Annotated in this window: 11 protein-coding genes; 3 read left to right on the forward strand and 8 right to left on the reverse strand. The window is 59.8% G+C overall.

The features are described 5' to 3' along the window. Positions 1 to 29 precede the first annotated feature (29 nt). The gene (locus I6L46_RS05810; protein WP_216977617.1) at positions 30 to 830 is read left to right on the forward strand and encodes an SUMF1/EgtB/PvdO family nonheme iron enzyme; all 801 of its coding nucleotides are present in this window, start codon (positions 30 to 32) and stop codon (positions 828 to 830) included. Here the strand turns inward: I6L46_RS05810 and I6L46_RS05815 are convergent. From I6L46_RS05815 to I6L46_RS05850, 8 genes are all read right to left on the reverse strand, one after another. Further along, the gene (locus tag I6L46_RS05815) at positions 827 to 1762 is read right to left on the reverse strand and encodes a LysR family transcriptional regulator (RefSeq protein ID WP_216977618.1); all 936 of its coding nucleotides are present in this window, start codon (positions 1760 to 1762) and stop codon (positions 827 to 829) included. The two genes, I6L46_RS05810 and I6L46_RS05815, sit on opposite strands and share 4 nt — an antisense overlap. Positions 1763 to 1978: 216 nt before the next feature. Then, on the reverse strand, positions 1979 to 3310 hold the full coding sequence (locus tag I6L46_RS05820; protein WP_254203133.1) for a BatD family protein: 1332 nt from the start codon (positions 3308 to 3310) through the stop codon (positions 1979 to 1981). After that, positions 3291 to 5021 carry a VWA domain-containing protein gene (locus I6L46_RS05825; RefSeq protein ID WP_216977619.1) on the reverse strand — a complete coding sequence of 577 codons (1731 nt, stop codon included), beginning with the start codon at positions 5019 to 5021 and terminating at the stop codon, positions 3291 to 3293. Before I6L46_RS05825 ends, I6L46_RS05820 begins: the two co-directional genes overlap by 20 nt. Beyond that, positions 5018 to 6061, reverse strand: a complete 1044-nt coding sequence (locus I6L46_RS05830) for a VWA domain-containing protein (RefSeq protein ID WP_216977620.1) — start codon at positions 6059 to 6061, stop codon at positions 5018 to 5020. The genes I6L46_RS05825 and I6L46_RS05830 overlap by 4 nt, the downstream gene beginning before the upstream one ends. Further along, a complete protein-coding gene (locus I6L46_RS05835; RefSeq protein ID WP_042053780.1) occupies positions 6054 to 6575 on the reverse strand; it encodes a DUF4381 family protein in 522 nt (173 codons plus the stop codon). The genes I6L46_RS05830 and I6L46_RS05835 overlap by 8 nt, the downstream gene beginning before the upstream one ends. Continuing rightward, positions 6575 to 7558: a DUF58 domain-containing protein gene (locus I6L46_RS05840; RefSeq protein WP_216977621.1), complete on the reverse strand. Its 984-nt coding sequence runs from the start codon at positions 7556 to 7558 to the stop codon at positions 6575 to 6577. The genes I6L46_RS05835 and I6L46_RS05840 overlap by 1 nt, the downstream gene beginning before the upstream one ends. Positions 7559 to 7566: 8 nt before the next feature. After that, positions 7567 to 8544, reverse strand: a complete 978-nt coding sequence (locus I6L46_RS05845; protein WP_216977622.1) for a MoxR family ATPase — start codon at positions 8542 to 8544, stop codon at positions 7567 to 7569. Positions 8545 to 8688: 144 nt separating this feature from the next. Next, positions 8689 to 10227: an arylsulfatase gene (locus I6L46_RS05850; RefSeq protein ID WP_254203134.1), complete on the reverse strand. Its 1539-nt coding sequence runs from the start codon at positions 10225 to 10227 to the stop codon at positions 8689 to 8691. 364 nt (positions 10228 to 10591) lie between these two features. On the opposite strand from I6L46_RS05850, the gene I6L46_RS05855 reads away from it, so the two are divergent. Further along, positions 10592 to 10774, forward strand: coding sequence for a hypothetical protein (locus tag I6L46_RS05855; protein WP_162517540.1), 183 nt, complete (start codon positions 10592 to 10594; stop codon positions 10772 to 10774). Positions 10775 to 11069: 295 nt separating this feature from the next. Beyond that, on the forward strand, positions 11070 to 12347 hold the full coding sequence (locus I6L46_RS05860; protein ID WP_216977624.1) for an HD-GYP domain-containing protein: 1278 nt from the start codon (positions 11070 to 11072) through the stop codon (positions 12345 to 12347). Positions 12348 to 12443: the final 96 nt, after the last annotated feature.

Here is a 12443-nt window from a genome sequence, read left to right on the forward strand (position 1 = left end):
GCCACTTCTCTTACTGCACAGGTCAGGCTATGACGATCATACCGTTCAAATGCGCAATTCCGTTGCTGGCGACCACCCTGCTGGTGGCCGGCTGCACCCTCTCGGTCAAACAGGACAACCAGCCGCTCCATCCGCTGCGACAGAAGATTGAAGCGGACATGGTGCTGGTGGAAGGGGGCCGTTTTGAGATGGGCTCCAACGACCCTGCCGCCAAAGCGAGCGAAGGGCCGCAGCATGCGGTCTCGCTCAACAGCTTCTACATGGCAAAATTCGAGGTGACCCAGGCCCTGTTCGAGGCGGTGATGGGCCCCTCCATCAGCTATTTCCAGGCGCCGGAGGTACCGGTCAACAACCTCAGCTGGCAACAGGCCAATCTGTTTGTGACAAGGCTCAATGAGTTGACCGGCGCTCACTACCGCCTGCCCACCGAAGCTGAGTGGGAGTATGCAGCCAAGGGGGGCAAGCTGAGTAAAGGCTATCGTTACAGCGGCTCCGATCAGATTGACGAAGTGGCCTGGTACAGCGGCAACGCCAAGAATCGCGCCTATCCGGTGGGGCTGAAAAAGCCCAACGAGCTGGGGCTATACGACATGACCGGCAATGTGGGGGAGTTTGTGGCTGATGCCTATGAAGAGACCTTCTATCGCCACACTCCTCAAGAGAACCCGAACAATGCCCAGGAGAGCAAGAGCCACCTCGCCCATAAATCGGTGCGAGGCGGCAGCTACGCCTATGAGGCTGAATTGTCTGAAAATTTCCGGCGTGATTTTGCCAGCCAGTCGGTGATGATGGCTGACATGGGATTGCGACTGGTGCGAGATGCCCACTAGGGCTGATCGATGGAGGTGGTCAGCCCCAGCTCGCTGACCACCTCGAACAACTGCTGGCGCAACCAGCGGTGGCCCGCCTCGGTGGTCCGGCTGGGATGCCAGATGGCCGACAGGCTGAATACTGATTCCTCGAAGGGGAAGGGGAGTACCCGCACATCATACATGCCGGCAAAGGTATTTATGATAGAGGTGGGCAAAACCCCGATGATCTCGCTGCATGCAATGATGGGCAGCATCTCCATGGCGGTCGGCACCCGTACCACGATATTGCGGTTGGCCATTTGCGGCAGGTGCTCGGCGGTGATCATGCTGCCTCTGACCTGCCACTGGGCCAACGCCACATGCTCCTCGGTAAAATAGGCCTCTACCGTCAAGTTGCTGCCCAGTCGCGGGTGGTTGCTGGCACACACCACCTTCACCTGCTCGCTATAGAGCACCTCGCTCTTGAGCATGCTGCGCCCGCTCTGGGTCATGTCGATGATGAGATCATAACGCTGCATCCGCAGGTCACTCTCCATATCCTCGGTAAAGAGGGGATGCACCTCGAGCGAAATACCTGGGGCGTGTGCCCGGATCTTGCACAGCAGCGCCGGGACCAGTTGGGCGCTGACCAGTCTGACACAGGCGATGGAAAAGACTCGCTGGGAAGTGCGCGGATTGAAAGTGCGCGAGGTCGAGAGGGTCGAGCTGAAGTTTTTCAGCGCGGCCGCCATCGCCGGATAGATGTCGATGGCAAACGAGGTGGGCTCCATCCCCACGACCTTGCGATTAAACAGAGGATCACCGTAGATCTCCCGCAGTCGCTTGAGGGCCTTGCTGACGGCGGGTTGGCTGATCTCCATGCGTGTCGCCGCCCGGGAGAGGCTGCGCTCTTCATAGATGGCGACAAAGATCGGGATCAGGTTCAGCTCGGTACTTCTGATGTCTAACAAGAGAGGCCTCGTCACATGTTCGTGGAAAAATCACACTGCCTTGGCACAGCTGGGTAGCCGGAGGGGAGAACCTGCCACGCCAGCCAGTATCCCACTTTGGCAGTGTAATGAAGTGGGCAAAGTGGGACAACCAGTGCAGGGCTGGTTGCTGCGTGGCGCACTTTATTTATCTGTTTGCGTTGCTGGATGACTGATCCGCTGAGGTCGGTTTGCCAGTCAGGGGGGGCAATTCCGGCAGGGCCGCTTGCCAGCCGACAATGTGGCCCAACGTGAGCGGATGTTGCCATGACTGGCGCCCCGTTGCCTTTGCAGGCGCACCAGCAGGCGCCAGCCCATCCTGAGCGCATCAGCCCGATCAAGGGGATCTTGCTGGAATACAGCCTGTTGTTGCTGCCAAGCCGGATCGGAACTGACACGGCTAAGTTCCAGCCAACCCCTCTTGGCCCGCAGATAGCGATAGGCCAGCACCCGCACCGCCCCCCACTGCCTGCTCCAGATGGCGGCCCCATATTGCCAGCCGAGCGGGCGAGGGGGGTGATGGTAGTAACGGGCTATAGCCAGGAGCGCCAGCACCAGCAGGGCTACACCACTGGCTACTCCAAGCAACCGATGCCAGTAGGACGACAGCCAGGAGGCGGGAGTGTGGCGCACTTGCAGGGATTGCCCGGGGAGGGTCAGGGTTTGCAGGTGGCCAGTCTGGCTGTTCCACCAGGCAAGCTCCAGCGCGGGCAGGGTCAACTCACCACCGCGCTGCACGATATAGGTAGTCTGATCTTCCCGTGTCGAAAGGTACTCCCCCCGCTCCTGGGTATCGTTCAGTCGGGCTTGCGCCGGATAGGCCTGTACCCGCCCATCGCTTGCAAGCGGAGTGATCAGCGGCGGGATCAGTACCGAGAGGGTATCCTGCCCGCTGGCGGTCACGGTGCGGGTGATAGCATCCCCTACCCGCAGCTCGCCGTCAGCATGGTCATCCGCAGAGCGCTGCCAACGCTGACTCAGGGTGAGATTGCTGGCGCTCAGCCAACGCCCGCCGACCGTCAGGGCTGGGTCGGGCAGAGCGGCGGCAAAACGCTGAGGGTGGGTGGTGAGAGTGATCTGCCGGGAGCCCCCTTCAGGGCGCGCCACGGTGGCCCGCACCGTGATGGCGGGGATCTCGAACTGGCCGGATTGCTGGGGATAGAGCGTCAGCTCCCAGCGCTGATGCGACCAGGTCTCGCCATCGCGGCGCTGGGTGAAGTTGGTCGCCAGCTCGCTGCGCTGCTTGACCATGACCCCCGGCAGCTCGAACTGGCCGATGCGGGTACCCGCGGTAAACCAGCGGTTGGTGGCCAGCTCCAGATAGAGGGTGATCTGTTGGTTGACGGCATAGGGGCGCTTCTCCTCCCCCTGCTCTTTCAACCAGCTCTTGAGGGTTACCTGAGTGGCGTCAGTCGCATCAGCGGCCTCGGCAGCCTGTGCTTCGACCGTGATCAGCACGGCCCCGAGCAGGGTAGCGGTCGCCACATATCCGCACAGCCAGTGGCGGAGTTTATTGTGCCGGTTGCACATGGGTAGGCTCCTTGTGGGTGGCAGAACGAGGACGGGCGGTTGCGCCCGCTTGCTGCGCGTGTAGCTGGAGGCGGAATTTGGCTTGCAGGAAGTCACCGGGATCAGACTCCACCCGGCGCAGCCACTTTTCGGCCTGCGCCGGATTGGCCAGGATCTGATCTGCGGTCAGGGTTTCGCGCGCCATCAGGGATGAAGCCACTGTCTCTTCCGCCCCGTCGGCACTGCGTGGCTCATCATCGGGCAGTTCACTGGAGTGATCAGGTCCATCCGGCGTGCCGGTCTGGCTCTGACTGGCGCGGTTGATCTCGTCAACAATCCCGCTCATCACCTGATAGTTGTGGGCGGCTGATTGGCGCACGCTCGGGTCGCTGGCCTCGTCAGCCAGTTTCCGGAACAGCCGGCGGGCGGCCAGATACTCACGTTGTCTGGCGAGGGCATTGCCGGCATAGAGCAGAGCCTGTTCGGAGTCGGCTTGCAGGAATGCTGACTGGGCCAGCGTAAACTCGGCGCCATAGTAGTAGGCCACACCTTTGTAGAAGGGATCTTCATAGTGTTTAGCCGCCTCCAGATAGTCACCTTGCTGGAAGTACCACTGCCCCTGCTGATCCGGGGTGAGCCAGAGGTTTAACCACTGCTGTTTCAGCGCCTTTGCCCAGTGATTGATCGCAGGCTCTGTCGGCTCTGCGGGCGCCAGCGAGAAGGTGGTGGCCTGCGCAGGCGTCGTCTGTAGCAGGGAGAGACCGATGGCTGCCACCAGACCCCACTGCACCAGCCAGCCTTTTCGAAACCAGAGCAGCAGCAGGGCGACGACCGGAAAGAGCAGGTAGTAACCCATGTCCTGCCAGGGCATCAGGGAGTCGTTGTGGATCAAAAAGTTGCGTTCAATCCCCCGGTTGATGCGCTCTACGTCGCCATTATCCACCGTCATGGTGAGCAGGGTGCCATCGCTGTCACTGGCCAGTCGCCGTAGTGAGGCAAGCTCCAGCGGGCGTTTGCCACTCAGGGCCGGGTCGCCAGCGGCCAGGATCAGCAGTTGACGGGATTGACCACGGAAATAGTCAGCCAAGGGGGCGATGGCGGAGGGGCTGATGCCATCACTCACCAGCAAAACGGTGCTGCCGGTCTCATCGGCCAGAAGCTCGGTGAGCAGCGGGATCACCTGTTCGGTGCGCTTGCCCGCTTTAGGCATGATCTCGGGACGGATGGCGGCGAGGATAGGGTCATAGACGGCACTGTCACGGGTCAGCGGCATGGCGGTGTGGGCCGAGCCGGCAAAGACCACCAGCCCGTTGCGCCCGCCATCGCGGGTCGCTAGCAGATCGCTGATCTTCTGTTTGGCCCGCGTCAAGCGGTTGGGGGCGATATCCGTTTCCAGCATGGAGTCGCTGTTATCGAGCAGGATCAGCAGGGCGCCCTGATCTTCGCCAAAGGGGGAGGGTTCACGGCTCCAGGTCGGCCCTGCACAGATCAGGATGGCGAGCCCCATCAGCAGCCCCAGCACTTTGAGGGGCAGGTTCTTTTTCCAGCCGGTGTCCCCCAGCGTCAGCGCCTCGCGCAGATGGGGCGGCAGCCGCTGTTGCCAGCTGTTTGCTTCATCCATGCGCCAGCGCAGCAGCAGGATGGCGACAAGGGGGAGCAAGGCCAGCAGCCACCAGGGGCGCAGAAAGTGGGCATTCAGCCAGAGCTGTTGCCAGTAGAGGGGATCCATCATGGCGTGTCTCCTGAGAGAGCAGTGCGCAGGCGGTAGCGCCTGAGGGTCAACAGGGAAAAGAGAGTGAGATAGAGGCCAACGCTGACGGCGATGAGGTAATGGTGCAGGCTTTCGCGGGTCTGAAAGCGGGTGCTTTCGTAGCGTTGTGGCTCCAGCTCACCGATCACCTGATAGGCGCGCGTCAGCTGCGCCTCATCAAGAGCCTGAAACAACTGGCCGCCGGTCAGGGTCGCCAACTGTTGCAGGGTATCGAGATCGAGTGCCTGTTCGCCGACGGTGGCCGGATCCCCCATGGCGATAGTATGCAGCCGCACGCCGTTGACCGCGGCTACCCGGGCCGCATCCCGTGGGCTGACAAAACTGCCGGTGTCGTTGCCATCGGTAAGGATGATGGTGACTTTCTCCCGCTTGGCGCTGTTCTGGTCTAGTTGCCCGTGGCGATCACTGTTGTTGAATACTTTGATTGCCAGACCGATGGCATCCCCCAGATGGGTGCTCTGGCCTGCCATGGCGACATCGGTCTCCTGCAGCAGGGTTTGCCAGGTGTCGAGATCGGCGGTAAACGGCGCCTGGAGGAAGGCGGCATCCCCAAACAGGATGAGCCCGAGTCGATCTCCTTCGCGCGTTGCAGCAAATTGTTTAAGCACCTCTTTGGCGGCGTCGAGCCGAGTGAGGGACTTGCCGGGGTCGGGGGAGAAGTCGGTCTCGGCCATGGAGCCGGAGAGATCCAGCACTATCATCACATCCCGCCCGAACCGCTCGCGTACCTGAGGCGGGCCATAGATGGTGGGCTTGGCCAGCGCCAGTACCGCCAGTAGCCAAACGGTGATCAGGGCGATCCGTTGCCACCAGCTGGCAGTCAGCTGGGTTGCCCCCTCACGCGGCGGCTCATCCAGCAGGTCGATCAGCAGGTCGAAGAAGGGCACCTTGATGGCACTCTGACGAGTGCGATAGGCCGGAATAAGGCGAAACACCAGCAAAGGCAGGGGCAGCAGCCAGAAACAGTGGGGGTGGGCAAACTCGAGACCTGCATCAAGCATGATGGGCCTCCGTTGCCAACGAGGCTGTTTGTATTGGAGTCTGGTGGTGGGCAAGCCAGTCGTTGCAGAGGGAAACGAGGCAGAGCTGATCACTGACGGTTAACACCACCTGATCACAGACCAGCGATACCAGCCAGCGCTCCCCCAGTTCGGTCGCGAAACGGGGCTGCCTATCTGCCATGGCATTGTCGAGGGTCTGCAGCAACGCCATGCCAAACAGCTTGCCGTGCCGGGGATCTAGGTGGGTCAACACCTGCTTGATCAGGTGAAACAGCGCCAGACTGGCCCCGGCATCAGACCAGTTGATCGTGCGCAGGGCCGCCTGCGCTTCACGGCGGTAACGCTGTTGCCACCAGCGCTGTGCCCGGTGATAGAGCCAGAGCAGCGCCAGCGCCCCCAGGCTCAGCGCCAGCAGCAGCCAGCCTGCGGTTTGCGGTTGCCAGCTGATGGTGGGTGGTACGGTCACGTCCTGCAATTCGCGCAGCATATAGGTGCCGGGCAGCTTGTGGTTCATCAGTGATCTCCTCCCAATGCGGTAATGAGGCGGGCGAGGTGGTGGCCACCGGTGTCGAGGGTGATAAGCGGCAATCCCTTGAGGGCCATCAGTCGCAGCAGTTGATCTTTTTTCAGCTGCTGCTGGCGGGCTAGCCCCTGATCCAGCACAGGGATCTGGTGGGGAGCAATATTGAGCTGGTACTGGCCATCGCCGACTACCCAGCTGGCGTCTGCTGCTGTGGTCGACAGGGTCGACTCGAGGGGGTCGGCGATGTGCAGTGCCAGTACATCGTTGTGCTGCTGCAAGTAACCGAGGCGGGTCAGGTCGGCCTCGGTGACGCCTGTCCAGTCGCTGAGAAAGATCAGGGTGGCATTTTTCAACTTGAGGCGGCCCAGCATCGCCAGCAGGGGGACCAGACCGGTCGCCTCGCTGTCGCGGCTGGTGGCCGAGAGAGCATGATTGGCGGCACAGAGCTGGCGCAGTCCTGCCAACCAGTGGCCACGGGAGCGCTGGCCGCGCAGCCACGCCACGCCATCGCAGTGCAAAATGGCGAGCCCGACCCGATCGCTCTCTTTGAGTACTTGCCAGCCGAGCAGGGCAGCGACTTCGGCGGCCACTACCGACTTCATCACCTCCACCGAGGAGAAGAACATGCAACTGCGCTGATCAACGCAGAGGATCACGTGACGATCTTTCTCTTCGCTATAACTGCGCACATGGGGGCGGCCGGTGCGCAAGGTCACTTTCCAGTCCAGGGTGCGAATATCATCCCCTTGCTGATAGTGGCGCAGCTCTTCAAAGTTGAGTCCACGGCCGCGAAAGCGCGACGGGTGACGGCCGCACAGCAGGTTGCCGCTGTTTAACCGGGGTAGCAGTGAAAACTGGCCGACCAGCCCCTGAAGCCGGACCAGTGTCAGGTAGTCGCAGTGGATGCGGGGGTCACCACTGGGCGGTTGCCCGCACTGTGTCAGCCTGTCATGGGATAAGGAGCGAGGTGTCATGGTATCGCTTACCCGATGACGACGTGATCGAGCAGAGCCATCACCACCTGCTGGTGATCCACCCCATCTGCCAGCGCGTCATAGCTGAGGGTAAAACGGTGGCCAAGCACGCTGGGCACCATGGCGCGCACATCGTCGGGCAGCACGTGGTTGCGCCCTTGCAGCCAGGCATAGGCGCGGGCGCACTTGTCCAGAGCAATGGATGCGCGGGGGCTGGCGCCGACCGCAATCCACTGTGGCAGCCCGGTGGCCGGGTAGCGATCGGGGTGTCGGGTCGCCATGACCAGCGCAATGATGTAGTGCTCCACCAGCGGTGAGACCGTCATGGCCGAGAGCTCTGATCTGGCCTGCAAGATGAGTTCAGGGGAAAGGGGGGCGAACCCCTCGTTCTGCTGGCGGGTACCGCGCTCTTCGGCCCGCACCAGCCGAATGATGGCAAGCTCTGCCTCATCATCGGGGTAGGCGACCGAGACCTTGAGGGCAAAACGGTCCATCTGGGCTTCTGGCAGCGGGTAGGTCCCCTCCTGCTCGATGGGGTTCTGGGTGGCCAGCACCATAAAGAGCTCGGGCAAGCGATGGCTCTTGTCACCAACGGTGACGGTGCCTTCGGCCATCGCCTCCAGCAGCGCCGCTTGTACCTTGGCGGGGGCGCGGTTCACTTCATCGGCCAATACGATGCTGTTGAAGATGGGGCCTGGCTGGAAACGCAACTGGTGGGCTCCGTCACGCTCCTGATACATCTCGGTGCCGGTTACATCTGAGGGGAGCAGGTCGGGGGTGAACTGAATGCGGCCGAAGCTGGTATTGAGGGCTTCTGCCAACGCCTTGACCGAGCGGGTCTTGGCGGTGCCGGGCAAACCTTCAAGGAGCACGTGGCTATTGGTCAGCAGGCCGATGACCAGGGCGCGGATCACATGGGACTGGCCGACCACACTGTGACCAACCTGTTCGATGAGTTGCGAGATCTGTTGTTGCAAGGGGTTCATAGGGTTTTCCACAGGGTACATTTAACGAGACAGAGATAGGGCTAGGAGGGGGCCAACAGGTTTTCAATTTCCAGCCGGCACGAGGCGAGCCGGCTGGAAATTGAAAACGCCCACCAGAGAGTGATGGGCGTTGGAGTCACCGCCTTACTTGATGGTGGCGACTTTTTGCTTGAGTGCGTCCAGCTCTGCCAGTTTGCCCTTGAGCATCAGGCTCTGTGAGCTAATGCTGGCAGGGTTCATCTGGAAGCTCTGCTGCATCGGATAGTTGGGCAGAGTGTCGAAGAACTCTTTCAGGATCCCCTGTGCAGGTACGAACAGCCACATGTTGTCTGCCATCCAGCGCAGATACATGCCTGATTCATGCGGTGCCTTCTCGAATGGATCTGCGCGCAGGTTGATGATCTGCGGCCAGTTCGGAGTCACACGCGCCGCGTCGGTGATGTTGCCCTCCATGGTGGCAAAGTTCAGTTTGAAGTCATTCCAGCGAACGGCGTTGAGTTCGCCGTTTGAGGAGAAGTAGAGCATGGAGTTGCGCGGGGAGGTGTCGGCTTTTCCGGCGAGGTACGGCATGAAGTTGTAACCGTCCAGTTTCACCCGCCACTGTTTGCCGTTGGCCTTGTAGCCCTTGGCCAGCTTCTCTTTCACATCCGGTACACCGGCAGCGGCCAACAGCGTCGGCATCCAGTCCTGATGGGCCATCATGGCGTTGACCTTGGTGCCTGGCTTGATCACGCCCGGCCAGCGAACCAGTTGCGGAACCCGCATCCCGCCCTCCCATGTGGTGCCTTTTTCGCCATAGAAGGGGGTGGTGCCGCCATCCGGCCAGCTGACGGTCTCGGCGCCGTTGTCAGTGGTGTAGATCACGATGGTGTTGTCGGCGACCCCCAGCTCGTCCAGTTTGTCGAGCAGGATCCCCACCTGATCATCGTGCTCCAGCATGCCATCGGCATAGATGCTGACGCCGGATTTACCCTGATACTTCTCTTGCAGACGGGTCCAGACGTGCATGCGGGTGGCGTTGTGCCAGATGAAGAAGGGCTTCTTGGCCTTGACTGCTTTCTCCATGAACGCCAGCGAGGACTCGAGGAACTCTTCGTCAGCATGCTCCATGCGCTTGCGAGTCATGGGGCCGGTATCTTCAATCTTGCCGTCGGCAGAAGATTTGATGACGCCGCGTGGGCCGAACTTCTTCTTGAACTCCGGATCTTTCGGGTAGTAGTAGGTTTCAGGTTCTTCTTCTGCGTTCAGGTGATAGAGGTTGCCGAAGAACTCGTCGAAGCCGTGCTTGGTCGGCAGGTGCTGGTTCTGATCGCCCAAATGGTTTTTGCCGAACTGAGCCGTCATGTAACCCTGCTCTTTGAGCAGATCACCGATGGTGGGGGCCCAATCCGGAATGCCGTGGGTGGATCCGGGCATGCCGATGGTCAGCAGACCGGTACGAAATGGCTCTTCACCGGTAATGAAGGCGGCGCGGCCGGCGGTGCAGGATTGCTGACCGTAGTGATCGGTAAAGAGGGCCCCTTCATTGGCGATCCTGTCCAGGTTCGGGGTCTGGTAGCCCATCATCCCCTGGTTGTAGGCACTGATGTTCCAGTAGCCGATGTCATCGCCCATGATGGCAAGAATATTGGGCTTGGCGGCTGCTGTGGCACTACCAGCGGTGACCATTAAGGCAAGGCTCATGGCTATTTTGTTTATTTGAATGGCCATTATTGGCTCCACTCCTAATCTAATGTGAATTGGTACACAAAATGGGCAATGAAAGCAGCGTGTGTTTAACGCGGTGGAAATATCATCCCGTGCAGGCTGTTGGAAGGGATGGAATACCCGGATGGGCACATTCCCCTTTATCGCTGTCGTTATGACCTGCAAAGAGTGATATGACCTGAATAGCCCGAGTTAACCGCCGCTTGGAAATCAGCTTTCAACAGTTTCACTCTATAAATCCCGTTTATCCTTGTCGCCTTATAGCGAATATAACCGCTGGTTATCCGATACTTTTTCTCCAACTCTTCGGTCGCAGGCTATCGGGTGGGCTGGAGCGAGCATGGGAAGCTGTATCCAGAAGGCGGAGGTGTCTACCGCTATCGATGGCGACAAGGCGAATAAATGGGTGATGGAGTTCACAGTTTTGTTAATTAATTTGGGGATGGTGGCAGTTATGGGCGTTGTGGTGTGCCTTTATTCAAAACTCTTACTGGCAAGCCGAGCACTCTTTAATTCTGATTAAGTAATAATTAAGTAAAGTTGGGATGTTGATTGTTTCGCTCAGATATGAGTTTTAAAAATGCTCACAACCTCTACGCGAGATTTAAAAAGTCTGCTCGCATATTTTGGAGCGGATAAATATAACTTGAATGGGAGTGGCCAAATAAATCCAGCTGTGATCTTTGTCTTTTCAAGGTGCCAGGGTCATAAATGCCTATAAAAACAAGGTAAAAGGCTCAGCTATTGACTAAGTTGATAGAAGGCGAAGCATAAAACAGCGCCAGTTTGATACAACAACATCGCATGGGACCCGGATCATGGACAGAGCGCAGGGCGCAGCCCCCTTTTCATTGCAAGTGGATCTAAGGCAGGTGGTGTATGCCCTGTCAGCCTCGCTGGATCTGGTGGGCATTGGCGATGTGGCCCACGGTAAACGGGTCGGGATTATGGCTGCCGAGTGCAGCCGGGAGCTGGGAATGAGTGAGGCCGAACGCTGTCTGCTGTTCGAGCTGGGGGTGCTGCATGATATCGGTGTCTCCTCGACCATCACCCATCACCATCTGGTCAGCGAGTTCGATTGGGAGTCCTCCCAGCGCCACTGCGAGGTGGGATATCAGCTGCTCAAGGATTTCCGTTTGCTGGCCCCACTGGCCCTGCCTATCCGTTATCACCATACCCACTGGCACCTGTTGCGCGAGATGGCCGATGTGGACCCCAATGTAGCCCGTCAGGCCAACCTTATCTTTCTGGTGGATCGCTGCGATGCGTTGGCGGCGCCCTACTATGGCGATGGTTCATTGTTGATGCATACCAACGAGATCCGCGCACGCCTGCAGGATTTCCGTGACGAGTTCTTTGCCCCCGAGCTGGTGGATGCCTTCCTCAAGGCGTCTCGCTCTGAGGCATTCTGGCTGCAGCTGGAAGCTCGCTCCATCAATGATTACATGCTGGAGATGCTGCAGGTGCGGGAGCCTTGTCTGACCTTCAACGGGGAGCTAAAAGCGCTGGCGCAGATCTTCTCCGGCATTGTCGACGCCAAAAGCCCATTCACGATGACGCATTCACTCGGTGTGAGCAGGTTGTCTCGGGCACTGGCAGAATTGATGGGAGTCAGTGCCATCCATTGTGACATGCTGGAGATCGCCGGTTTGCTGCACGATTTGGGCAAGCTCAGGGTGCCGGACGAGATCCTCGACAAGCCTGCCACCCTGACGAAAGAGGAGCGGGCCATCATCAATACCCACAGCTTCGAGACTTACCAGATCCTGCGTCATATCGAAGGGTTTGAGGAGATTGCCTGTTGGGCGGCCTATCACCATGAGGAGCCTGATGGGGAGGGCTATCCGTTCCACCTGCCGGCATCCGCCATGGCGCTCGAAGCGCGGATCCTGCGGGTCGCTGATATTTTTCAGGCCATGGTGCAGGACAGACCTTATCGGCGCGGCCTGCCGGCCCGTGACGCATTGACCTTTATGCAGCAACTGGCGGATCAGGGGCGGGTCGATCCTGCGGTGGTGGCGGTGCTGGCCGATCACTTGCCGCAGATGATGATGGCAGCCATTCCGGATCGCGAGCCGGATCATGCCATCAATTGAGGGAGAGGCTGGCCGCTGACTCATACCGCCGCGAGCCAGCTATGCTTGGAACAAGCCGAGCATGGTGTCGGTACCGGCGCACAAGACGCCAGCTTG

This window comes from Aeromonas sp. FDAARGOS 1416, assembly GCF_019048085.1.
Classification (GTDB): Bacteria; Pseudomonadota; Gammaproteobacteria; order Enterobacterales; family Aeromonadaceae; genus Aeromonas; species Aeromonas veronii.

What these genes read in the sequence shown, in the direction of transcription:
- I6L46_RS05810 (WP_216977617.1), top strand. Translation starts at nt 30, where the DNA reads ATGACGATCATACCGTTCAAATGCGCAATTCCGTTGCTGGCGACCACC.
- I6L46_RS05820 (WP_254203133.1), bottom strand. Translation starts at nt 3,310, where the DNA reads ATGTGCAACCGGCACAATAAACTCCGCCACTGGCTGTGCGGATATGTG.
- I6L46_RS05825 (WP_216977619.1), bottom strand. Translation starts at nt 5,021, where the DNA reads ATGATGGATCCCCTCTACTGGCAACAGCTCTGGCTGAATGCCCACTTT.
- I6L46_RS05830 (WP_216977620.1), bottom strand. Translation starts at nt 6,061, where the DNA reads ATGCTTGATGCAGGTCTCGAGTTTGCCCACCCCCACTGTTTCTGGCTG.
- I6L46_RS05835 (WP_042053780.1), bottom strand. Translation starts at nt 6,575, where the DNA reads ATGAACCACAAGCTGCCCGGCACCTATATGCTGCGCGAATTGCAGGAC.
- I6L46_RS05840 (WP_216977621.1), bottom strand. Translation starts at nt 7,558, where the DNA reads ATGACACCTCGCTCCTTATCCCATGACAGGCTGACACAGTGCGGGCAA.
- I6L46_RS05845 (WP_216977622.1), bottom strand. Translation starts at nt 8,544, where the DNA reads ATGAACCCCTTGCAACAACAGATCTCGCAACTCATCGAACAGGTTGGT.
- I6L46_RS05850 (WP_254203134.1), bottom strand. Translation starts at nt 10,227, where the DNA reads ATGAGCCTTGCCTTAATGGTCACCGCTGGTAGTGCCACAGCAGCCGCC.
- I6L46_RS05855 (WP_162517540.1), top strand. Translation starts at nt 10,592, where the DNA reads ATGGGAAGCTGTATCCAGAAGGCGGAGGTGTCTACCGCTATCGATGGC.
- I6L46_RS05860 (WP_216977624.1), top strand. Translation starts at nt 11,070, where the DNA reads ATGGACAGAGCGCAGGGCGCAGCCCCCTTTTCATTGCAAGTGGATCTA.